General features: G+C 63.5%; 20 protein-coding genes. 7 read left to right on the forward strand and 13 right to left on the reverse strand.

The genetic code is table 11. From position 1 onward, the window contains the following. Positions 1-28 precede the first annotated feature (28 nt). The gene (locus EJA05_RS27635) at positions 29-1,432 is read left to right on the forward strand and encodes an aminoacyl-tRNA deacylase and HDOD domain-containing protein (protein ID WP_125861132.1); all 1,404 of its coding nucleotides are present in this window, start codon (positions 29-31) and stop codon (positions 1,430-1,432) included. Positions 1,433-1,546: 114 nt separating this feature from the next. On the opposite strand, the gene EJA05_RS27640 is transcribed toward EJA05_RS27635, so the two are convergent. The 4 genes from EJA05_RS27640 to EJA05_RS27655 all read right to left on the reverse strand — a co-directional run bounded on the left by EJA05_RS27640 (position 1,547) and on the right by EJA05_RS27655 (position 3,896). Continuing rightward, complete coding sequence (locus EJA05_RS27640) at positions 1,547-1,921, reverse strand: helicase (RefSeq protein WP_125466073.1); 375 nt, start codon at positions 1,919-1,921, stop codon at positions 1,547-1,549. 142 nt (positions 1,922-2,063) lie between these two features. Continuing rightward, on the reverse strand, positions 2,064-2,360 hold the full coding sequence (locus tag EJA05_RS27645; protein WP_110991978.1) for an HU family DNA-binding protein: 297 nt from the start codon (positions 2,358-2,360) through the stop codon (positions 2,064-2,066). A gap of 188 nt (positions 2,361-2,548) precedes the next feature. After that, entirely contained in the window at positions 2,549-3,697 is a 1,149-nt protein-coding gene (locus EJA05_RS27650) for an NAD(P)/FAD-dependent oxidoreductase (RefSeq protein ID WP_125861134.1), read from the reverse strand. A gap of 31 nt (positions 3,698-3,728) precedes the next feature. Next, a complete protein-coding gene (locus tag EJA05_RS27655) occupies positions 3,729-3,896 on the reverse strand; it encodes a rubredoxin (RefSeq protein ID WP_008091623.1) in 168 nt (55 codons plus the stop codon). Positions 3,897-4,101: 205 nt separating this feature from the next. Between EJA05_RS27655 and EJA05_RS27660 the strand changes: the two genes are divergently transcribed. Further along, complete coding sequence (locus tag EJA05_RS27660) at positions 4,102-4,659, forward strand: chorismate--pyruvate lyase family protein (protein WP_125861136.1); 558 nt, start codon at positions 4,102-4,104, stop codon at positions 4,657-4,659. After that, the gene (ubiA, locus tag EJA05_RS27665; protein ID WP_125861138.1) at positions 4,659-5,549 is read left to right on the forward strand and encodes a 4-hydroxybenzoate octaprenyltransferase; all 891 of its coding nucleotides are present in this window, start codon (positions 4,659-4,661) and stop codon (positions 5,547-5,549) included. The genes EJA05_RS27660 and ubiA overlap by 1 nt, the downstream gene beginning before the upstream one ends. Positions 5,550-5,649: 100 nt before the next feature. Here the strand turns inward: ubiA and EJA05_RS27670 are convergent, their stop codons facing one another. Next, positions 5,650-6,021 (reverse strand): COG4315 family predicted lipoprotein, encoded by a 372-nt coding sequence (locus EJA05_RS27670; protein WP_125861140.1) that lies wholly within the window; start codon positions 6,019-6,021, stop codon positions 5,650-5,652. Between the two features lie 175 nt (positions 6,022-6,196). On the opposite strand from EJA05_RS27670, the gene phoB reads away from it, so the two are divergent. The 3 genes from phoB to EJA05_RS27685 all read left to right on the forward strand — a co-directional run bounded on the left by phoB (position 6,197) and on the right by EJA05_RS27685 (position 9,893). Continuing rightward, entirely contained in the window at positions 6,197-6,886 is a 690-nt protein-coding gene (gene phoB / locus EJA05_RS27675; protein WP_011536427.1) for a phosphate regulon transcriptional regulator PhoB, read from the forward strand. A 167-nt stretch (positions 6,887-7,053) separates the two neighbouring features. Beyond that, positions 7,054-8,325, forward strand: a complete 1,272-nt coding sequence (gene phoR / locus EJA05_RS27680; protein ID WP_407692112.1) for a phosphate regulon sensor histidine kinase PhoR — start codon at positions 7,054-7,056, stop codon at positions 8,323-8,325. Between the two features lie 227 nt (positions 8,326-8,552). Next, positions 8,553-9,893, forward strand: a complete 1,341-nt coding sequence (locus EJA05_RS27685; RefSeq protein ID WP_125466079.1) for a hemolysin family protein — start codon at positions 8,553-8,555, stop codon at positions 9,891-9,893. An 87-nt stretch (positions 9,894-9,980) separates the two neighbouring features. Here EJA05_RS27685 and EJA05_RS27690 read toward each other — a convergent pair whose 3' ends face one another. The 8 genes from EJA05_RS27690 to EJA05_RS27725 form a co-directional block, all read right to left on the reverse strand. Beyond that, a complete protein-coding gene (locus tag EJA05_RS27690; RefSeq protein ID WP_125466080.1) occupies positions 9,981-10,880 on the reverse strand; it encodes a peptidoglycan DD-metalloendopeptidase family protein in 900 nt (299 codons plus the stop codon). Between the two features lie 230 nt (positions 10,881-11,110). Beyond that, a complete protein-coding gene (locus tag EJA05_RS27695; protein ID WP_125466081.1) occupies positions 11,111-12,019 on the reverse strand; it encodes a response regulator in 909 nt (302 codons plus the stop codon). A gap of 164 nt (positions 12,020-12,183) precedes the next feature. Further along, positions 12,184-12,954 (reverse strand): phosphate signaling complex protein PhoU, encoded by a 771-nt coding sequence (gene phoU, locus EJA05_RS27700; RefSeq protein WP_125466082.1) that lies wholly within the window; start codon positions 12,952-12,954, stop codon positions 12,184-12,186. Between the two features lie 130 nt (positions 12,955-13,084). Further along, the gene (gene pstB, locus EJA05_RS27705; protein WP_125466083.1) at positions 13,085-13,918 is read right to left on the reverse strand and encodes a phosphate ABC transporter ATP-binding protein PstB; all 834 of its coding nucleotides are present in this window, start codon (positions 13,916-13,918) and stop codon (positions 13,085-13,087) included. Between the two features lie 102 nt (positions 13,919-14,020). After that, positions 14,021-15,691, reverse strand: coding sequence for a phosphate ABC transporter permease PstA (pstA, locus tag EJA05_RS27710; protein ID WP_125466084.1), 1,671 nt, complete (start codon positions 15,689-15,691; stop codon positions 14,021-14,023). Between the two features lie 17 nt (positions 15,692-15,708). Beyond that, positions 15,709-17,997, reverse strand: a complete 2,289-nt coding sequence (locus EJA05_RS27715) for an ABC transporter permease subunit (RefSeq protein WP_125466085.1) — start codon at positions 17,995-17,997, stop codon at positions 15,709-15,711. 140 nt (positions 17,998-18,137) lie between these two features. Then, positions 18,138-19,136 carry a phosphate ABC transporter substrate-binding protein PstS gene (locus EJA05_RS27720; RefSeq protein ID WP_110991966.1) on the reverse strand — a complete coding sequence of 333 codons (999 nt, stop codon included), beginning with the start codon at positions 19,134-19,136 and terminating at the stop codon, positions 18,138-18,140. A 257-nt stretch (positions 19,137-19,393) separates the two neighbouring features. Further along, positions 19,394-20,683: an MFS transporter gene (locus EJA05_RS27725; RefSeq protein WP_125861144.1), complete on the reverse strand. Its 1,290-nt coding sequence runs from the start codon at positions 20,681-20,683 to the stop codon at positions 19,394-19,396. 361 nt (positions 20,684-21,044) lie between these two features. On the opposite strand from EJA05_RS27725, the gene EJA05_RS27730 reads away from it, so the two are divergent. Further along, entirely contained in the window at positions 21,045-21,443 is a 399-nt protein-coding gene (locus tag EJA05_RS27730; protein WP_003253317.1) for an acyl-CoA thioesterase, read from the forward strand.

Here is a 21,443-nt window from a genome sequence, read left to right on the forward strand (position 1 = left end):
CGTTCAAAGGAATTAGTGGATACAGGCCATGACTGAAGTTGCTCTGGATATCGCAACCCCACACGCACCGTCTGTCATCCGGCTGTTGCTCGAAAAACTCGGCGTACCCTATGTCGAAGTGCCAGAAAGCCCGAAGCAACTGCCCGCATCGAAGGTTCAGGCCATCCTGCTCGATGACGAAGTCGGTGCCCTGCTGGTGCTGTACCCGCAGAGCAAGCTGCTGGACCTCAACCGCCTCGAGGAGCTGACAGGCCGCAAGCTCAAGGCCGTGCCGTTGCCGCGCCTCAAGCAGATGCTCGACAAGCACCACCTCAAGACCCTGCCGGCCATTCCGGCACTCACCAGCTCGCCTTGCCTGTATGAAGGCAAGCTGCTCGAGCAGGAGCACCTGCTGATCCAGTCGGGCGAGTTGGGCATCCTGCTGTCGATCAAGCGCGACGACTTCAAGCGCATGTTGCACAAGTCCAGCGCAGGAAGCTTTGGCCAGCCGGTCCGCGAGATTCGCCCCAACCTCGACCGCCCGAACGACGACTCCAAGGAGATCACCCAGGCTGTCCAGGCTTTCACCGCTCGACGTATCCAGAAGCGCCTGGAAGAAACCATCGAGATCCCGCCACTGGCCGATACCGCGCAAAAAATCATCAAGCTGCGGGTCGACCCCAATGCCAGCACCGATGACGTCACCGGCGTGGTGGAAACCGACCCCGCCCTGGCCGCCCAGGTAGTCAGCTGGGCGGCATCGCCCTACTACGCCTCGCCAGGCAAGATCCGCTCGGTGGAAGACGCGATCGTGCGGGTGCTGGGCTTCGACCTGGTGATCAACCTGGCCCTCGGCCTGGCCCTGGGCAAGACCCTGAGCCTGCCCAAGGACCATCCGCAACAGGCCACCCCCTACTGGCAGCAGTCGATCTATACCGCTGCGGTCATCGAGGGCCTGACCCGTGCCATGCCACGCCCGGAGCGCCCGGAAGCCGGCCTGACCTACCTCGCCGGCCTGCTGCACAATTTCGGTTATCTGCTGCTGGCGCACGTGTTCCCGCCGCACTTCTCGCTGATCTGCCGCCATCTGGAGGTCAATCCGCACCTGTGCCACAGCTATGTGGAGCAGCACCTGCTGGGGATCAGTCGCGAGCAGATCGGCGCCTGGCTGATGAAGCTGTGGGACATGCCCGAAGAGCTGTCCACCGCGCTGCGCTTCCAGCACGACCCATCGTACGACGGCGAGCACTCGGCCTTCCCCAACCTGGTCTGCCTGTCGGTGCGCCTGCTGCGTTCGCGGGGTATCGGTTCGGGCCCGCAGGACGAAATCCCGGATGCCCTGCTCGATCGCCTGGGGCTGACCCGGGACAAGGCCGAGGAAGTGGTGAACAAGGTGCTGGAGGCGGAAGCATTGCTGCGTGAGCTGGCATCGCAGTTCCACGCGCCGCACTGATTTAGCCGGGCGCCTGTCCTGTGGGAGCGGGTTTACCCGCGAATGCGGTGGTAAATCCACAAGCGTATTCGCGGGTAAACCCGCTCCCACAGGTGCATTGTTCTGTGTTGTATATCAGCCCTTCTTCTTCGGCTTCAGGTATTTCATCAAGCCCTGGAACCAGATCACCAGCGCCGGGTTGCCCTTGATCTGGATGCTCTTGTCCTGAATGCCCTGCATGAACGCCAGCTGCTTGTTGCCCGCCTGCAGGGTGGCGAAGCCGTAGCCGGCATCCTTGAAGGCAATGGCGAACGCCGGTTGCGGGTGCAGGCCGCCCTTGCTGCTGATGCGTTGATCTTTGACCACGAAATGACGGGCCACCTTGCCGTCCAGCGTCTGCATCTGGAACACCAGGTCCTTGTCCTGCAGCTGCTGCTGGAACGCCGGGTTGTTGCGGCTGGCCTTGGCCATCAGCAGCCCCATGGCCCAGAGAAGAAAGCGAAACTTCATCAACGCGCCTCGATTGAAAAATGACTGAGTCGCGCAGTTTATCCGCTTCCTGGGCGGTTTATGCAAGTTCGCTGCATTTTCACCGCAGAAACACAACGGGCGCCTCAAGGGCGCCCGTTCGAATGACCGTTGTCGTTGCCGATCACTTCTTCTTGGCAGGCTTGGCCGGTACGTTGACGCTGTCGCGCAGGTTCTTGCCTGGCTTGAAGGCGACGGTGTTGCTGGCCTTGATCTTGACCGGCTCGCCGGTTTGCGGGTTCTTGCCGGTGCGGGCGCCACGGTGACGCTTTTCGAAGGTGCCGAAACCGACCAGGGTGACGGTGTCCTTGTCGAGTGCGCCGGTGATGCTGTCGAGAATCGCGTTCAAGACCTGATTGGCCTTTTCCTTGGTCAGATCGGCCTTGTCGGCGATGACGGCGGCGAGTTCTGGTTTACGCATAGTGAAGCCTCTTTGACGGAATTTCTTGTTGTTATGCCGTGCTGCCAAGGGCGGCAGCGTTCAAGGCACCGCAGGCTCTAGGCTGCGGTAGACGCCAGTGAGAATGGCACGCCGTCCGGGGCCGCGCCAGTACCTGGGCGGCCATTGTCGCGGCAAGAACAGGAGAAATCCGACAGAACGCCCGCCATTTACGCCATCAGCGGCGGTAACTGGCGATTCAGCGCCAGTTTCTCCATGACGGCCGCGCCCGTGAGGGCGTAGCCCAGCAGCTGGCCGTCAGCCCCGTGGCACAGCACTTTGAGGTCGGCGCCGCTGCCTTCCACCTGCCAGCTACCTTCCATGCCGGCGGGTGGCGGTGACACCACCAACGGGCAGGCTGGGGTCTTCACGGTGACGGGCATCGGCCCATAGGCGACCGCCGTGGGGTTGCCGGCCAAGGTCTGGGCCAGGGCACGGGCGCAGGTCATCAGGGGCATGACGTACAGCAGGTTGATGCCATCGACTTCGGCGCAATCGCCCAAGGCGAAGATATTGGCGTGGGAGGTGCGCAGTTGGCGATCGACCACCACGCCACGGTTCACCTGCAAACCGGCGGCGGCCGCCAGATCGGTGCGTGGGCGCAGGCCAATGGCTGAAACCACCAGGTCGCAGGGGATCACGCTGCCGTCGGACAGGTGCGCTTCAAGGGCCGCGCCTGCCTGCTGCAGGCGGGTCAGCACCGGCCCCAGGTGGAAGCGCACGCCCAGGCCCTCGAGGCCCGCCTGCACGGCGCTGGCGGCGGCGGGGTGCAGCAGGGTCGGCATCACCTGCTCGCAGGGGGCGACCACGTTGCACTGGTAGCCACCCAGAGTCATGTCGTTGGCGAACTCGCAGCCGATCAGGCCGGCGCCGAGGATCAGCACCCGCTGCTTGCCGGCAGCGGCAGCACGGAAGCGCGCGTAGTCCTCGAGGTCGTTGATCGGGAACACCTGATCGCCGGCATCGCCTTCAACCGGCACCTGCACGGTCTGCGCGCCCCAGGCCAGGATCAGGTCGCGGTACTCCACCGCTTCTTCACCGATCCACAGGCGTTTGTGCCCTGGGTCGATACCGCTGATCCGGGTATGGGTGCGAACTTCGGCCTTGAGCTGCTCGGCCATGGCGCCGGGCTCGGCCATGCACAGGCCATCGGCGTCCTTGCCCTTGGCGAAACCGGTGGAGAGCATCGGCTTGGAGTAGGAGCGGCCGTCGTCGGCGGTAATCAGCAGCAGCGGCGTTTCGCTGTCGAGCTTGCGAAACTCGCGGGCCAGGTTGTAGCCGGCAAGGCCGGTGCCGATGATCACCACGGGGGACGTCATGCAGGTGCTTCCTCTTCCAGTAGGGTTGCGATCAGCCGATGGCGATCATTTCGAAATCGCTCTTGCCCACGCCGCAGTCGGGGCACAGCCAGTCTTGCGGCACGTCTTCCCAACGGGTGCCCGGGGCGATGCCGTCATCCGGCCAGCCTTCGGCTTCGTCGTAGATCAGGCCACAGACAATACATTGCCACTTCTTCATGGGGGGTCGTTCCTCGGTCAGGCTTGATGTGTCGCTGCTGATGGCCTCTATCGCGGGGCAAGCCCGCTCCCACAACGCCAGTGGGAGCGGACTTGCCCCGCGATAGAGGCACCGCGCAATCTCGTCCGGGCTTTGTACTGTATGCAAGCCGCCAGGGCAATCATGCTAAGCTCGCCGCCTCTCTGGCTGTCACAAGCATACCGACGTGTCGTACGAAACCCCGCAAGCAGCCGCTGTCGCGTGGCTGCCGTATCCACAACTGGCGAGCGCGCTCGACCAGCCGACCCTCGACTGGCTGTTCGACCAAGGCTCCCTGACCCGCCGCCTGACCCAACTGTCCCACGACCACTTCAGCGTCACGCCCTTGTTCGAAGGCTGGCAACCGCTGCGCGATGACGAATGCGCAGCGCTCGGCCTTGCGCCTGGCGAAGAGGGCTGGGTGCGTGAGGTCTACCTGCGCGGCCATGGCCAGCCCTGGGTGTTCGCCCGCAGCGTGGCCGGGCGCAGTGTGCTGGAACGCGGCGGCCTGGACCTGGAAACCCTGGGCACCCGCTCGCTCGGCGAGTTGCTGTTCTGCGACCAGGCGTTCGTCCGCCACCCCATCGAGGTGTGCAGTTATCCACAGGCCTGGTTGCCTGCCGAGGCCGCCCATGCCGGGCTGTGGGGGCGGCGTTCGCGCTTCGAGCGTGCCGGCCTCGACCTGCTGGTGGCAGAGATTTTCCTGCCGGCACTGTGGCAAGCGGCCAAGGAGGCAACCTGCTGATGTACCTGCAACTGCTCAAATCGCTCAACCGCCTGCACCCACGGGCCTGGGACTTCGTCCAGCTGAGCCGCATGGACCGCCCGATCGGCATCTACCTGCTGCTGTGGCCGACGCTGATGGCCGTGTGGATCGCCGGCAATGGCGCACCCAGCGTGGCCAACGTGCTGATCTTCGGCCTGGGGGTGGTGCTGATGCGTGCCGCCGGCTGCTGCATCAACGACTTCGCCGACCGCAAGGTGGACGGCCACGTCAAACGCACCGCCGACCGGCCGCTGGCCAGTGGCCGGGTCAAGCCACGCGAAGCCTTGCTGCTGTTCGCCGTGCTGGTGGGGGTGAGCTTCCTGCTGGTGCTGTGCACCAACGCCCGGACCGTCTGGCTGTCGTTCGGCGCCGTGGCCCTGGCGTTCTGCTACCCGTTCATGAAGCGCTACACCTATTACCCGCAGGTGGTGCTGGGTGCCGCGTACTCCTGGGGCATCCCCATGGCCTTCACCGCCGCCGGCGGCGAGCTGCCGGCCGCCGCCTGGCTGTTGTACATCGCCAACCTGCTGTGGACGGTGGGCTATGACACCTACTACGCCATGGTCGACCGTGACGACGACCTGAAGATCGGGGTGAAATCCACCGCCATCCTGTTCGGCGAGGCCGACCGGGTGATCATCCTCAGCCTGCAGCTGCTGTCGCTGGGCTGCCTGCTGCTGGCCGGCAGCCGTTTCGAGCTGGGGGGCTGGTTCCATCTGGGGTTGCTGGCGGCAGCGGTGTGCTTCGCCTGGGAGTTCTGGTCGACGCGCAGGCTGGACCGGGACGCCTGCTTCAAGGCGTTCCTGCACAACCACTGGGCGGGGATGCTGATCTTTATCGGGGTGGTGCTGGATTACGCGTTGCGTTGAGAGTCAAAGCCCCTGTGGGAGCGGGTTTACCCGCGAATGCGTCGGTGAGCCCACCATGGCATTCGCGGGTAAACCCGCTCCCACAGGTTACAAGTCGCTCTTAAGGCTTGGCCACGTGCCAGACATCCTTCATGCCATCGCCGGTCATGTCCCCGGCTTTCTTGTCCTTGACGAAGGTGTACAGCGGCTTGCCATCGTAAGCCCACTGCATCGACCCGTCGTCACGCTTGATCTGCGTCCACTTGTCCTTTGGCGCCTCGTCGTCCTGCTTCACCATCAAAGGCGGCCAGTTCTTCGCACAATCACCGTTGCACATCGACTTGCCGCCTGCATCCTTGTCGAAGGTGTACAGGGTCATGTCGTTGTGGTCGACCCACATGCCATCCTTCTCCATGGCGTGATGAGCCGACGCCACCCCCGGCACTGCCAGCGCAGCGCAAAGGGCCATCCAGCTCAGCGTATGTCGTGTCATTGGAATCACCATCGTTTCGGGGGGTGGAAGGGTTCTGGTAGCCGCTGCAGCGGCCCTGTGAAGCCTAGCCCAGTCATGCAATGTCGCCAGAACTGCCCATGCCCTGTCACACAGCTGCAATAATTCCGTTATCTAATGCGGGCCAAGACACCGTTCCCGGGAGAGGTAATTGAGCATGGTTGGCAGAAACATTCTGATCGTCGACGACGAAGCGCCTATCCGCGAGATGATCGCCGTTGCATTGGAAATGGCTGGCTATGACTGCCTTGAGGCGGAGAACTCGCAACAGGCCCACGCCATCATCGTCGACCGCAAGCCGGACCTGATCCTGCTCGACTGGATGCTGCCGGGCACCTCGGGCATTGAACTGGCACGCCGCCTCAAGCGCGATGAACTGACCGGCGATATCCCGATCATCATGCTCACCGCCAAGGGCGAAGAGGACAACAAGATCCAGGGCCTCGAAGTGGGCGCCGACGACTACATCACCAAGCCGTTCTCACCGCGCGAGCTGGTGGCGCGCCTCAAGGCCGTGCTGCGCCGCACCGGCCCGAGCGACAGCGAAGCCCCCATCGAAGTGGGCGGCCTGCTGCTCGACCCGATCAGCCACCGAGTGACCATCGACGGCAGGCCTGCCGAGATGGGCCCCACCGAATACCGCCTGCTGCAGTTCTTCATGACCCACCAGGAGCGCGCCTACACCCGCGGCCAGCTGCTCGACCAGGTCTGGGGCGGCAACGTCTACGTAGAGGAGCGCACGGTCGACGTGCACATCCGCCGCCTGCGCAAGGCGCTGGGTGAAGCCTACGAAAATTTGGTACAAACCGTCCGCGGCACTGGCTATCGGTTCTCGACCAAGAGCTAGCTGCAAGCTGCAAGCTGCAAGAAAGAGCCTACAGCGCTTGGCTCGAAATAATGGACTAACCGCATCACCGATCCGCTTCTTCTTGTAGCTTGCCGCTTGCAGCTTGGAGCTCGGTCCGAAGGATCCGTCAATTGAACCAGAACTGGCACGCAACCCTGATTCGCCACATGTTGCTGCTGATCACCGTCTGCCTGATCGGCGGCCTGGTCAGCGGTTTCTACGGCTGGAGCCTGGCCATCGGCCTGGCGTTCTACCTGGGCTGGACGCTCAAGCAGCTGCTGCGCCTGCACGACTGGCTGCGCCACCACCAGCCCGATGAGGCACCGCCAGACGGCTATGGCCTGTGGGGCGAGGTGTTCGACAGCATCTATCACCTGCAGCGCCGCGACCAGCGCGTGCGTGGCCGCCTGCAGGCGGTGATCGACCGGGTGCAGGAGTCCACCGCCGCACTGCGTGACGCGGTGATCATGCTCGACAGCGAAGGCAACCTGGAGTGGTGGAACCGCGCCGCCGAAACCCTGCTGGGCTTCAAGACCCCGCAGGACGGCGGCCAACCGGTGACCAACCTGGTGCGCCACCCGCGCTTCAAGGAGTACTTCGAAGCGGAAAACTATGCCGAACCGCTCGAGATCCCCTCACCGATCAACGACCGCCTGCGCGTGCAACTGCAACTCACCCGCTACGGCAACAACGAGCACCTGATGCTGGTACGCGACGTGACCCGCATCCATCAGCTCGAACAGATGCGCAAGGACTTCGTCGCCAACGTCAGCCACGAGCTGCGTACGCCGCTGACGGTGATCACCGGCTACCTGGAAACCCTGCTGGACAACGTCGAAGGCGTGAACCCGCGCTGGGGCCGTGCGCTGCAACAGATGAGCGCGCAAGGCTCGCGCATGCAGACCCTGCTCAACGACCTGCTGCTGCTGGCCAAGCTCGAAGCCACCGACTACCCCTCGGACAACCAGCCGGTGCTGGTCGACGCCCTGCTCACTGCCATCAACAACGATGCCCAGGCGCTGTCCGGCCCGCGCAACCAGCGCATCACCCTGGAGGCCACACCCGGCATCCGTTTGAAGGGCAGCGAGTCGGAACTGCGCAGCGCGTTTTCCAACCTGGTGTTCAACGCCGTCAAGTACACCCAGGATGAGGGCACCATCCGCATTCGCTGGTGGGCCGATGACCAGGGCGCGCACCTGTCGGTGCAGGACTCGGGCGTCGGCATCGAGGCCAAGCACCTGCCGCGCCTGACCGAACGCTTCTACCGCGTCGACTCCAGCCGCGCCTCCAACACCGGCGGGACCGGGTTGGGCCTGGCGATCGTCAAGCATGTGCTGATGCGCCATCGCGGGCGCCTGGAAATCAGCAGCGTGCCGGGGCATGGCAGCACCTTCACCTGTCATTTTGCGCCGGCACAATTGGTGGCAAACAAAGCGTGACATCAACGAGGGCTGCTTTGCAGCCCTTTCGCCGGCAAGCCGGCTCCCACCCCGACCGTGCTGCTCTCAAGCCATGCGCTGTATCTGTGGGAGCCGGCTTGCCGGCGATGGGGCGTGTAGCGGCCCTTTGCTTTTGCGGCTTCAGCCGCTACATTGGATCCCCTGTGCCAGCAAAAGCTGGCACTTTTTTCTTACTTTTCAGCAGACGGACCCCGTAAAACTCCATCATGGACCCTTCCCCTGGTATCAGCCTCACCTCGTTGTTCGCCGATTTCGGCATGATTCTCTTTGCCTTGTTCCTGGTGCTGCTCAACGGCTTCTTCGTTGCCGCCGAGTTCGCCATGGTCAAGCTGCGCTCCACCCGCGTCGAATCCATCGCCGAGCTGCATGGCTGGCGTGGCAGCATCCTGCGCAAGGTACACAACCAGCTCGACGCCTATCTTTCAGCCTGCCAGCTGGGCATCACCCTGGCTTCGCTGGGCCTGGGCTGGGTCGGCGAGCCGGCGTTCGCCCACCTGCTCGAACCGCTGCTGGCCTATTTCGGCGTCGACTCTCCCGAACTGATCAAGGGCATCTCGTTCTTCGTCGCGTTCTTCGTCATCTCCTACCTGCACATCGTGGTCGGCGAGCTGGCGCCCAAGTCCTGGGCGATCCGCAAACCCGAGCTGCTGTCGCTGTGGACGGCGGTGCCGCTGTACCTGTTCTACTGGGCGATGTACCCGGCCATCTACCTGCTCAACGCCAGCGCCAACACCATCCTGCGCATCGCCGGGCAAGGCGAGCCCGGCCCGCACCACGAGCACCACTACAGCCGCGAGGAGCTCAAGCTGATCCTGCACTCCAGCCGCGGCCAGGACCCGAGCGACCAGGGCATGCGCGTGCTGGCCTCGGCAGTGGAGATGGGCGAGCTGGAAGTGGTCGACTGGGCCAACTCGCGCGAGGACATGGTCAGCATCGACGCCCATGCCCCGCTCAAGGACATCCTCGCGCTGCTGCGCCGGCACAAGTTCAGCCGCTACCCGGTGTATGACGCCGAGCGCGAAGAGTTCACCGGCCTGCTGCACATCAAGGACCTGCTGCTGGAGCTGGCCGAACTGGACCACCTACCGCAGACCATCGACCTGGACGACCTGGCCCGGCCACTGGAGCGGGTGTCCCGACACATGCCGCTGTCGCAACTGCTCGAGCAGTTCCGCAAAGGCGGCGCGCACTTCGTGCTGGTCGAAGAGGCCGACGGCAAGGTGATCGGCTACCTGACCATGGAAGACGTGCTGGAAGTGCTGGTGGGCGACATTCAGGACGAACACCGCAAGACCGAACGCGGCATCCTCGCCTACCAGCCCGGAAAGCTGCTGGTACGGGGCGATACGCCGCTGTTCAAGGTCGAGCGGTTGCTGGGGATCGACCTCGATCACATCGAGGCGGAAACCCTTGCCGGCTTGATCTACGAAACCCTCAAGCGCGTGCCTGAGGAAGAGGAAGTGCTGGAGGTCGAAGGCCTGCGCATCATCATCAAGAAGATGAAAGGGCCGAAGATCGTGTTGGCCAAGGTGCTCAAGCTGGATTGATCAGCATCTGCAACCTATCGCGGGGCAAGCCCGCTCCCACGCTGCTAGTGGTGCAGGCGTGGGAGCGGGCTTGCCCCGCGATGTTTTTCAGGGGTTGCCGGCAGTGAAATCCGGCATCCCGCCAATCGGCCGGTCGAACTGATAGGGGATCGACTCCAGCGCCAGCCCCACGTTGCGCTGCACCACGAAATGCAGATGCGGCCCACTGCTGTTGCCGGTATTGCCCGACTTGGCCAGCGCCTGCCCCACCACCACCTGCTGCCCCTCCGCCACCACCACCGAACCGCGCATCAGGTGCAGGTAGACGCCCATGGTGCCGTCCGGGTGCAGGATGCGCACGAAGTTGCCCGCCGGGTTGCTACCACGCCCGGTCTGGCTGTTCTCGATCCTGACCACCACCCCGCCCCTGGCGGCGATGATCGGCGTGCCCTCGGGCATGGCGATATCGATGGCGTAGCGCCCCTTCGGGCCGAAATGGCTGAAGCGGCCATTGGGCCCCTGGCTGATGCGAAACGGCCCGCCCTTCCATGGGAAGGGGTAGCGATAGCCCTGGGTACGCTGGATGGGATCGCCCATGGCGTATTCGAACTTGCTGACGTATTTCAACGGCCCGCTGGGCGCGGCCAGTATGACGCTGAGCACCTGGGTCGAACGCGCGGGCACCACACGCCTGACCAGGCGCGGGGCATTGCCGCCGAAGGCATTGGCCAGGCCATTGAGGCGCAGTTCGACCTCCATGGGCACATGCAGCTCGTTACGCGCCACGAAACGCACGCCGCCACGGAATGCCTCGGTCTGCAGGCGCACCTGGCCGTCGAGACGCTCGACCATGGGCTCGTGAACGATCAAGGGTTTTGCCCCTGGGCTGGGGCTTTCGGAATAGGAGGCCACACCGAAATCGTCGGTGGTTTTGTAGATGGTCATGCCCAGGCTCGACGCCGAGGCCGTGAGCAAGGCACAGAACAGCAGCAGGCGGGCGGGCGGCATGATAGTGGCTTTTTGACAGTTGAGTTCTGTCGAAGCCTAGCAGCCGATTTCAAGACGAGTTGCTACAGCTGGTCGGAAGACATGAGCTCACACCGACCTGCAGGAGCGGCCTTGTGCCGCGAAAGGGCTGCGCAGCAGCCCCAGATCTTGACCAGTGGCAAAGATCATTGGGGCCGCTTTGCGGCCCTTTCGCGACGCAAGGCCGCTCCTACAAAGGCAAGCCCTGCGCCTCAGGCGCCGGGCGTGAAGTGCTTCTGCGCAGTGCCACGGGCAATCAGCCGCGACAGGTAATCGAGCTTCTGCGCATCCTGATCGACGAACTTGAAGTTCAATTGCAGCCAGTCGCTGTCCGGCTTCGGTTCCAGCGCCGCAACGGCGTGCAGGTAGCCGTTCAGCCGCGCCACTTCGGCGTTATCACCTTGCTCAAGATCGAGCACCGCGCCTTCGAGCACCTGCGGCAGGTTGGCGCTGCGACGCACCACCAGCAACGCCTCCTTCAGGCTCAGGGCCTTGATCACGCAAGGTTGCGGACCGCTGGCCAGACGCAGCTGACCCTGCCCGCGGCCAGTCGGTGCTGCAGCTGCGGCCGCTTTCGGCGCAGGCGCATTGATCAACGGCTTGGCGGCCGTTGCTGCTGGCGCGGCAGGGGCGGCTACCTTGGCGGCTTCCGGGCGGCCCCCGGTCAGGGCGCTGAGCGAATCGTTGGCAAATGCCGAGTTTACCCGCGCCGGCCCACTCGCCATCAGGCTGTCGAGTTTGCCGATCTTGGTCAGCGACTTTTTCACCTTGGTCAGCAGCTGTTCGTTGGTGAACGGCTTGCCGACAAAATCGGAGACGCCGGCCTGGATGGCCTGGATCACGTTCTCCTTGTCACCACGGCTGGTCACCATGATGAACTGCATGGTCTTCATTTCTTCCTGCTGGCGGCACCAGCTCAGCAGCTCGAGGCCGGACATCTCCGGCATCTCCCAGTCGCACAGGACCAGGTCGAAACGCTCCTTGCTGAGCATGGCCATGGCTTTGCGGCCGTTGACCGCATCTTCGATTACCATGCCCGGGAAGGCATTACGCAGGCACTTCTTTACCAGATCGCGGATGAACGGGGCATCGTCCACGACCAGCACATTGACTTTACTCATCGATACTCCTCTTGAATCCCGACTAGCATACCGCCGACTGATGGCCATTTGCCAAAACACGGGTCACGCCGGGACTTCTCTTCACGTTCGCGGCTGCCTGCAGGGTGCTCGACCGCAAACGAAAACGCCCGGCGGATGCCGGGCGTTGTTGCTCGGGAGCAATTCTATTTATCGTCCGGTTCAGCCGGAACATTAGCGATTTCGCCCTCATCGAAGGCCTCGCCCTGCACTTCCGCTTTCATGCGCTTGAGGCCCATGTGACGCACGTCGGTCCCGCGTACCAGGTAGATCACCAGCTCCGAAATGTTGCGCGCGTGGTCGCCGATCCGCTCGAGCGAGCGCAGGGCCCAGATCACGCTGAGCACGCGAGTGATCGAACGCGGATCTTCCATCATGTAGGTGACCAGTTCGCGCAACGCGGTCTTGTACTCGCGGTCGATGGTCTTGTCGTACTGGGCCACCGACAGCGCCAGGTCGGCGTCGAAACGGGCGAAGGCATCCAGTGCGTCACGCACCATGTTGCGCACCTGGTCGCCGATGTGGCGCACCTCGACATAACCCCGTGGCGACACCCCTTCCTCGCACAGCTGGATAGCGCGACGGGCGATCTTGGTGGACTCGTCACCGATGCGCTCCAGGTCGATCACCGACTTGGAAATGCTGATGATCAGACGCAGGTCGGAGGCCGCCGGCTGGCGGCGGGCGAGGATGCGCACGCATTCCTCGTCGATGTTGCGCTCCATCTGGTTGATCTGTTCGTCGACTTCACGCACTTGCTGGGCCAGGCCCGAGTCGGCCTCGATCAGCGCGGTGACGGCGTCGTTGACCTGCTTCTCGACCAGCCCGCCCATGGCCAGGAGGTGGCTGCGCACCTCTTCGAGCTCGGCGTTGAACTGCTGGGAGATGTGATGGGTAAGGCTTTCTTTGTTGATCATGCTGTCGCTCCGCGAAGTTGCTAGCTATAAGCTGCAAGCTTCAAGTGGTTCGTGTCGTTCCCTGGCTCCGCGCTAACCGCTTTATCTTGCAGCTTGCAGCTCAAAGCTTGCAGCTGCGCCAACGGCGCCGTTAGCCGTAGCGACCGGTGATGTAGTCTTCGGTCTGCTTCTTCGCCGGGTTGGTGAACAGGGTGTCGGTATCACCGAATTCGACCAGTTTGCCCATGTACATGAACGCGGTGTAGTCCGAAACACGGGCCGCTTGCTGCATGTTGTGGGTAACGATGACGATGGTGTACTTGGATTTCAGTTCGTAGATCAGCTCTTCGACTTTCAGCGTCGAGATCGGGTCCAGTGCCGAGCACGGCTCGTCGAGCAGCAGCACTTCCGGCTCGACGGCGATGGTACGGGCAATCACCAGACGCTGCTGCTGGCCACCGGACAGGCCCAGCGCCGATTCGTGCAGGCGGTCCTTGACCTCATCCCACAGGGCCGCGCCCTTCAGCGCCCATTCCACGGCTTCGTCGAGGGTGCGCTTCTTGTTGATGCCCTGGATGCGCAGGCCGTAGACCACGTTCTCGTAGATGGTCTTGGGGAAGGGGTTGGGCTTCTGGAACACCATGCCCACGCGGCGGCGCAGCTCGGCCACGTCCTCGCCCTTGCGGTAGATGTTGTTGCCGTACAGGTTGATGGCGCCCTCAACGCGGCAGCCGTCAACCAGGTCGTTCATGCGGTTGAAGGTGCGCAGCAGGGTCGATTTGCCGCAGCCGGACGGGCCGATGAAGGCGGTCACGCGCTGCTTGGGGATATTCATGCTGACGTCGAACAGCGCCTGCTTGTCGCCGTAGAACAGGGACAGGCCGGGCACTTCGATGGCCACGGTCTCTTCAGCCAGGCGCAGGCTCTGCTTGTCGCGGCCCAGGGCCGACATGTCGATACCGTGGGTATGAGCTTCGTGTTGCATGTTCTTACTCCATTTGAAGCTGCAAGCTTCAAGCTGCTAGCTGCAAGTTTGGACAGAGCGGCAATCTGCTTGGAGCTTGCCGCTTGTGGCTTAAAGCTGAACTCAGCTGTCGAGGGCCTTGTACTTCTCGCGCAGGTGGTTACGCATCCACACCGCCGAGAGGTTGAGGGTGGCGATCACCAGCACCAGCAGCAACGCGGTGGCATACACCAGCGGCCGCGCGGCCTCGACGTTGGGGCTCTGGAAGCCGACGTCGTAGATGTGGAAGCCCAGGTGCATGATCTTCTGGTCCAGGTGCAGGTACGGGTAGTTGCCGTCCACCGGCAGCGATGGTGCCAGCTTCACCACACCCACCAGCATCAGCGGGGCCACTTCACCGGCGGCGCGGGCCACGGCGAGGATCATGCCGGTCATCATGGCCGGGCTGGCCATCGGCAGGACGATCTTCCACAGGGTCTCGGCCTTGGTCGCACCCAGGGCCAGCGAGCCCTCACGCACGGTGCGTGGGATGCGCGCCAGGCCTTCCTCGGTGGCCACGATCACCACCGGCACCGCCAGCAGCGCCAGGGTCAGCGAAGCCCACAGCAGGCCAGGCGTACCCAGGGTAGGCGCCGGCAGCGACTCGGGGAAGAACAGGCGGTCGATCGAGCCGCCCAGCACATAGACGAAGAAGCCCAGGCCGAACACACCGTAAACGATCGCCGGTACACCGGCCAGGTTGTTCACGGCGATGCGGATCAAGCGGGTCACCGGGCCCTGCTTGGCGTACTCGCGCAGGTAGACTGCGGCCAGAACGCCGAACGGGGTGACGATCACGGCCATGATCAGGGTCATCATCACGGTGCCGAAGATGGCCGGGAAGATACCGCCTTCGGTGTTGGCCTCACGCGGGTCATCACTGAGGAACTCCCACACCTTGGCGAAGTAGGCGCCCATCTTGGTCAGGCCAGACATGGCGTTCGGCTGGATCGCGTGGACCACCTTGCTCAGGTTGATCTCCACTTCGCGGCCGTTGCCGTCGCGGGCCACCAGGCTGTCGCGGGCGAAGGCCTGGTGCAGGCCGCTCAGGCGCTCTTCGATGGCCTTGTAGCGGTTGTTCAGCTCGGCGCGCTCGGCGTCCATGTCGGCCTGGGCGGCGGCATCGAGCTTGCCGTCCAGTTCCAGCTTGCGGCCATGCAGGCGCAGGCGCTCCAGGCCATGGTTGATGGCGCCGATGTCTTTCTTCTCGAGCTTCACCAGTTGGTCGTTGAGTTCGCTGGCGCGCTTGAGGCGGGCCTGCAGCTCGTTCCAGGCCTCGGGGCCCTGGGCAACCACCCGCCCTTCTTCCTTGACGCTGACCAGGTAGCCGTAGAAGTTGCCCCACTCGCGGCGCTCCAGGGCGATCAGCTCGGCGGGCTTCTGTTGGTCCACCAGCCACTCGCCGACCACCCAGGTGAAGTCGCTGCCGTTGAGGTCGCGGTTACCGATCTTGATCAGCTCGCGGGTCATGAACTCCGGGCCCTGGTCGGGCACCGGCAGGCCGGCACCCTTGAGGCGTTCGCGCGGTACTTCTTCCTTCTGTACCACTTCACCGATGATCACGTGGTCAGCCTGGCCAGGCACCTTGTAGGTGGCCTGAACCAGGTCGGCCGGCCAGAAGTGGCCCAAACCACGCACGGCGATCACGGCCAGCAGGCCGACGGTCATGATGACCGCCATGGCTACCGCGCCACCGCTGATCCAGACGCCGGGGGCGCCGCTCTTGAACCAGCCTTTGAGGGAATCCTTTTTCACGGATCTCTACCTTTCTATCAAAGCGACGAGTATTTCTTGCGCAGGCGCTGGCGAATCAGCTCGGCCAAGGTGTTCATGATGAACGTGAACATCAGCAGCACGAGGGCGGCGAGGAACAGCACACGATAGTGGCTGCCACCGACTTCCGATTCCGGCATTTCCACGGCCACGTTGGCGGCCAGGGTGCGCATGCCCTCGAACAGGTTCATTTCCATCACCGGGGTGTTGCCGGTGGCCATGAGCACGATCATGGTCTCGCCCACCGCACGGCCCATGCCGATCATCAGCGCCGAGAAGATACCCGGGCTGGCGGTGAGGATGACCACGCGGGTCAGGGTCTGCCATGGCGTGGCGCCCAGGGCCAGCGAGCCCAGGGTGAGGCTGCGCGGCACGCTGAACACGGCGTCTTCGGCGATGGAGTAGATGTTCGGGATGACCGCAAAGCCCATGGCGATACCGACTACCAGGGCGTTGCGCTGGTCGTAGGTGATGCCCAGGTCGTTGCTGATCCACAGGCGCATGTCGCCACCGAAGAACCAGCTTTCCATGAACGGGCTCATGTACAGCGCGAACCAGCCGATCGCCAGGATCACCGGGATCAGGATCGCCGCTTCCCAGCCATCCGGGATACGCAGGCGGATCGACTCCGGCAGGCGGCTCCAGGCAAAACCTGCGACCAGGATGCCCACCGGCAGGATCAGCAGCAGGCTGAACACGCCCGGCAGGTGGCCTTCAAGGTACGGCGCGAGGAACAGGCCGGCGAAGAAGCCGAGGATCACCGTCGGCATCGCTTCCATCAGCTCGATCACCGGCTTGACCTTGCGGCGCATGCCCGGGGCCATGAAGTAGGCGGTGTAGATGGCAGCGGCGATGGCCAGCGGGGCAGCCAGGATCATCGCGTAGAACGCGGCCTTGAGCGTACCGAAGGTCAGCGGCGACAGGCTCAGCTTGGGTTCGAAGTCGGTGTTCGAGGCGGTCGACTGCCAGACGTATTTAGGCTCGTCGTAGTTCTCGTACCAGACCTTGCCCCACAGCGCGCTGAAGGAAATCTCCGGGTGCGGGTTGCGCAGGCTCAGTGGCAGCAGCTTGCCGCCTTCTTCGATGATGATGCGGTTGGCGCGCGGCGACAGGGCCAGGATGCCCGCGCCTTCGGCGACCGGCTCGACCAGCAGGGTACGGTGCGCGGTGCTGTGGAACACGCCCAGCTTGCCGGCGCTGTCGAGGGCGATGAAGCCCTTGCGGCGCTCTTCGGCGTCGATCTGCACCACCGGGGCGTTGCCCAGCTGGAAGCTGCGGATCAGTTTCAGGCGCGACTCGCCATCCGGGTCGCGGGCCATGAACCACTGGCTCAGGCCGCCCTTGGAGTCACCGAAGATCAGCGAGATGCCGCCGACCAGTTGGCCGCTGGCGGTGATTTCGGCGTTGCCGTCCTCGAGCAGCTTGTAGCGGCCGTTGAGGCTCTTCTCGCGCAGGCTGAAGACGTCGGCGGTGGCACGGCCGTTGACCACGTACAGCCACTGCTGACGCGGGTCGATGAAGATGTTCTTCACCGTCTCGGTCATTTGCGGCAGCTCGATGCGGTTCTGCTCGACAGTGACCTCGTCGGTCATCATGTTCTCGGTGCGCGACAGTTCGATCACCTGCAGGTGTGCACCGGTGGAGCCGGCCAGCAAAAGGGTGTCGCCATTGACGTTGACGCTTACGTGTTCCAGCGCGCGGCCCTGGTCATCCAGGGTGAACAGGTCCTGACCATAGGGGTAGTCGATGCCCGCCTCGATGGTCTTCTTGTTGTCCGGATAGGTGATCTTGTAGGTGTGGTGGAACACCAGCGCCTGGCCGTTGGACAGGCCCAGCACCACCAGCGGGCTGCCCGGCTGATCGGTGCTGATCGAGCTGACCTGGGTGCCAGCGGGCACTGGCAGGTCGACGCGTTTGAGTTCGTTACCGGTCTTGGTATCGAAGAACAGGGCCTGGCCCTTGTCGGAAACGCGCATGCCCACGAGGTTCTGTTCCTCGAGGGCGATCATCAGCGGCTTGCCGGCATCCTGCTGCAGCCAGGTCGGCTCCAGCGCTTTCTTGCTGGTCAGCGTGGCGCCCTGGAACAGCGGCAGCACCACGTAGGCCAGATAGAAGAAGATCAGGGTAATGGCAGCCAGCACGGCCAGCCCGCCCACCAGGACGTACCAGCGGGTCAGGCGGTCCTTGAGGGCGCGCATGCGGCGCTTGCGTTGCAGCTCGGGCGTATTGAAATCAATGCGCACCGGCGGGGAATTTTGGGTCATGGTGGAGTTGGCCAGATCATTCATGCGCACACCCTAGCGGTCCCGTATGACAAAAACATGACAATGCAGTGACGCAAGAAAGCCCGCCGCGCAGGAACCCTGGCTTCGGACTGAGAGATTCGTGGACAAGGCCGGGCATCAGCACCGGCCTCATCCTCAGTTACTTACTTCTTTGCGACGTTACCGGCGTGGGACAGGCCCAGATCAGCCAGGGTCTTGTCGACCACTTTGGCCGGCAGCGGGATGTAGCCATCCTTCACCACGACCTGCTGGCCAGCCTGCGACAGCACCAGCTTGACGAACTCGGCTTCCAGCGGGGCCAGAGGCTTGTTCGGGGCCTTGTTGACGTAGACGTAGAGGAAGCGCGACAGCGGGTACGAACCGTTCAGGGCGTTGGCTTCGTTGTCTTCGATGAACTCGCCGCCTTCCTTCTTGGCCAGGGCCACGGTCTTCACGCTGGCGGTCTTGTAGCCGATGCCCGAGTAGCCGATGCCGTTCAGCGAGGAGCTGATCGACTGCACGACCGAAGCCGAGCCAGGCTGTTCGTTGACGTTAGGCTTGAAGTCGCCTTTGCACAGGGCTTCTTCCTTGAAGTAGCCGTAGGTGCCCGATACCGAGTTACGGCCGAACAGCTGGATTGGCTTGTTGGCCAGGTCGCCGGTCACACCGATGTCACCCCAGGTCTTCACGTCAGCCTTGCCGCCGCACAGGCGGGTAGACGAGAAGATGGCGTCGACCTGAGCCATGGTCAGGCCCTTGATCGGGTTGTCCTTGTGCACGAATACGGCCAGGGCGTCGACGGCAACCGGGATGGCGGTTGGCTTGTAGCCGTACTTCTGCTCGAAGGCCTGCAGCTCGACGTCCTTCATCTTGCGGCTCATCGGGCCCAGGTTGGCGGTGCCTTCGGTCAGCGCGGGTGGCGCGGTGGAGGAGCCGGCGGCCTGGATCTGGATGTTTACGTTCGGATATTCCTTCTTGTAAGCCTCGGCCCACAGGGTCATCAGGTTGGCGAGGGTGTCCGAACCGACGCTGGAGAGGTTACCCGATACACCGGTGGTCTTGGTGTAGGTCGGGATGGCTGGGTCGACAGCGGCGACCGCATTGGCGGTGGCAACGCCAGCGGCGGCAAAGGTCAGGGCCGCCATCAAACGCTTCAGTTTCATGCCTTGCTCCTAGCAGGAATATCGTAGGGGTTGTGATGGAACGGGCCCAAGTATCTGCAGGCCGCATGAACACGATATGACTCCAATATGACAATTGGATGAAAGGCCATCACCGGTTGCCCGGGATGGCCTTTCAAGATGTTTCAAGAAGGGTTCGAGCAGGTCCGTCCTCTTCGCGGGTAAACCCGCTCCCACAAGGCTTGCGCCCTGCCAGTGGGAGCGGGCTTACCCGCGAAGAGGCCAGCAGTGCCAGCCGCTTAGCGCTTGTTGGCGAGCAAGTAGAGACCCACGGCCAGACCAACGGCACACAGGCACGCCACGTAGTAAGCCGGTGCCATCGGGCTGAACTTGAGCAGCGCGGTCACCACCATCGGCGTCAAACCGCCGAAGATGGCGTAGGCCAGGTTGTAGGAGAACGACAGCCCACTGAAGCGCACCACCGGCGGGAACGCCTTGACCATCACGTACGGCACGGCGCCAACGATACCCACGCACAGCCCGGTCAAGGCATACAGCGGAAACAACAGGTCCGGGCGGGTCGGCAGGCTGTGGTAGAAGGCCCAGGACGAGGCCAGCAGCGCCAGGCTGCCGATCACGAACACGCGCCCGGCGCCGAAACGGTCGGCCAGGCTACCGGCGGCGACACAGCCCAGGCTGAGCAGCACGATGGCCAGGCTGTTGGCCTTGAGCGAATCGGTGGGGCTGACGTGGTAGAGGCTCTGCAGCAGGGCCGGGGTCATCAGGATGATCACCACGATGCCGGCCGACAGCAGCCAGGTGAGCAGCATCGACAGGATGATCGCGCCGCGGTGGTCGCGCAGCACCGCGCGCAGTGGCAGCTCCTCGGCCAGGGCCTTGCGCGCCTGCATCTCGGCGAACACCGGGGTTTCATGCAGCCAGCGGCGCAGGTAGACCGCGAAGAAGCCGAACACCCCACCCAGCAGGAACGGGATGCGCCAGGCGTAGTCCGCCACTTCTTCCGGGCTGTAGATCGTGTTGATCAGCGTCGCCACCAGCGAGCCAAGCAGGATGCCCGAGGTCAGGCCAGCCGTCAGGGTGCCGCAGGCATAGCCGGTGTTGCGCGCCGGCACGTGCTCGGAGACGAATACCCAGGCACCCGGCACTTCACCACCGATGGCCGCACCTTGGATGACACGCATCAACAGCAGCAGGATCGGTGCCCACAGGCCGATCTGTGCATAAGTTGGCAGCAGGCCCATGATCAGGGTCGGCAGCGCCATCATGAAGATGCTCAGGGTGAACATCTTCTTGCGCCCGAGCAGGTCACCGAAGTGGGCCATGACGATGCCACCCAGCGGCCGTGCCAGGTAGCCGGCGGCGAAGATGCCGAAGGTTTGCATCAGGCGCAACCATTCGGGCATGTCGGCGGGGAAGAACAGCTTGCCCACCACCGTGGCGAAGAACACGAAGATGATGAAGTCGTAGAACTCCAGGGCACCACCGAGGGCGGACAGAGAGAGGGTCTTGTAGTCGCTGCGGGTCAGCGGCCTGGAAGGCTGCTCGATACTGCTCGGCACGGAGGTCATCGCTGCTTGTTCTCTTGTAGTGTGCAGGCCGCTTGGCATGCGGCTTCTGGATTGGCTGGCGGGTGAAGATAACAAATTGCCGAGCAGCGCTCATAGCGGTACAAAATCCGTACAGATATTCATGAATGTGACGTCGTCGCTGGCTGTAAGGGTCTATATACTGCCCGCTCGTAGGAAAAGGTTGATTCTGGTGCGGGATGTTGTGCGAAAACGTCGGTCTCTATTGTCAGACTGTTTCGCAGAGTCTCCCCTTTGGCCGCCCCCGAAGCGAAATCAGCGTAGTATGCGAGCAGCTGAATCGTTTTTACGGCGTCCTTCACTGCGCCACCCACGAAGCGTCACGGGTCAGAGGCCCCACGGCATGATTGAGCTCGAACAAGAAGATCCTATCCCGCAGGGCGATCTGGCCTTGCAGATCACCGCGCTGCCGCGCGAAACCAACGGTTTTGGCGACATCTTCGGCGGCTGGCTGGTCGCGCAGATGGACCTGGCCGGTACCGCCATGGCCAGCCGCGTTGCCGGTGGCCGCGTGGCCACGGTGGCCATCGACCGCATGGCCTTCCTGGTGCCGGTGGCCGTGGGCGCGCAGCTCTCCTTTTATACCCAGACCCTGGAAATCGGCCGCAGCTCGATCCAGATGATGGTCGAAGTGTGGAGCGACGATCCGTTGTCCAGCGAATGGCGCAAGGTCACCGAAGCGGTGTTCGTGTTCGTCGCCATCGACGGCAGCGGTCGCACCCGCTCGGTGCCTCGTCGCTGA

It is taken from the genome of Pseudomonas oryziphila (assembly GCF_003940825.1).
GTDB classification, from domain to species: Bacteria; Pseudomonadota; Gammaproteobacteria; order Pseudomonadales; family Pseudomonadaceae; genus Aquipseudomonas; species Aquipseudomonas sichuanensis.

Bases quoted from the DNA above. Each gene is read 5' to 3' on its own strand.
- EJA05_RS27635 (WP_125861132.1), top strand. From the start codon at position 29: ATGACTGAAGTTGCTCTGGATATCGCAACCCCACACGCACCGTCTGTC.
- EJA05_RS27640 (WP_125466073.1), bottom strand. From the start codon at position 1,921: ATGAAGTTTCGCTTTCTTCTCTGGGCCATGGGGCTGCTGATGGCCAAG.
- EJA05_RS27645 (WP_110991978.1), bottom strand. From the start codon at position 2,360: ATGCGTAAACCAGAACTCGCCGCCGTCATCGCCGACAAGGCCGATCTG.
- EJA05_RS27650 (WP_125861134.1), bottom strand. From the start codon at position 3,697: ATGACGTCCCCCGTGGTGATCATCGGCACCGGCCTTGCCGGCTACAAC.
- EJA05_RS27655 (WP_008091623.1), bottom strand. From the start codon at position 3,896: ATGAAGAAGTGGCAATGTATTGTCTGTGGCCTGATCTACGACGAAGCC.
- ubiA (WP_125861138.1), top strand. From the start codon at position 4,659: ATGTACCTGCAACTGCTCAAATCGCTCAACCGCCTGCACCCACGGGCC.
- EJA05_RS27670 (WP_125861140.1), bottom strand. From the start codon at position 6,021: ATGACACGACATACGCTGAGCTGGATGGCCCTTTGCGCTGCGCTGGCA.
- phoB (WP_011536427.1), top strand. From the start codon at position 6,197: ATGGTTGGCAGAAACATTCTGATCGTCGACGACGAAGCGCCTATCCGC.
- phoR (WP_407692112.1), top strand. From the start codon at position 7,054: ATGTTGCTGCTGATCACCGTCTGCCTGATCGGCGGCCTGGTCAGCGGT.
- EJA05_RS27685 (WP_125466079.1), top strand. From the start codon at position 8,553: ATGGACCCTTCCCCTGGTATCAGCCTCACCTCGTTGTTCGCCGATTTC.
- EJA05_RS27690 (WP_125466080.1), bottom strand. From the start codon at position 10,880: ATGCCGCCCGCCCGCCTGCTGCTGTTCTGTGCCTTGCTCACGGCCTCG.
- EJA05_RS27695 (WP_125466081.1), bottom strand. From the start codon at position 12,019: ATGAGTAAAGTCAATGTGCTGGTCGTGGACGATGCCCCGTTCATCCGC.
- phoU (WP_125466082.1), bottom strand. From the start codon at position 12,954: ATGATCAACAAAGAAAGCCTTACCCATCACATCTCCCAGCAGTTCAAC.
- pstB (WP_125466083.1), bottom strand. From the start codon at position 13,918: ATGCAACACGAAGCTCATACCCACGGTATCGACATGTCGGCCCTGGGC.
- EJA05_RS27715 (WP_125466085.1), bottom strand. From the start codon at position 17,997: ATGAATGATCTGGCCAACTCCACCATGACCCAAAATTCCCCGCCGGTG.
- EJA05_RS27720 (WP_110991966.1), bottom strand. From the start codon at position 19,136: ATGAAACTGAAGCGTTTGATGGCGGCCCTGACCTTTGCCGCCGCTGGC.
- EJA05_RS27725 (WP_125861144.1), bottom strand. From the start codon at position 20,683: ATGACCTCCGTGCCGAGCAGTATCGAGCAGCCTTCCAGGCCGCTGACC.
- EJA05_RS27730 (WP_003253317.1), top strand. From the start codon at position 21,045: ATGATTGAGCTCGAACAAGAAGATCCTATCCCGCAGGGCGATCTGGCC.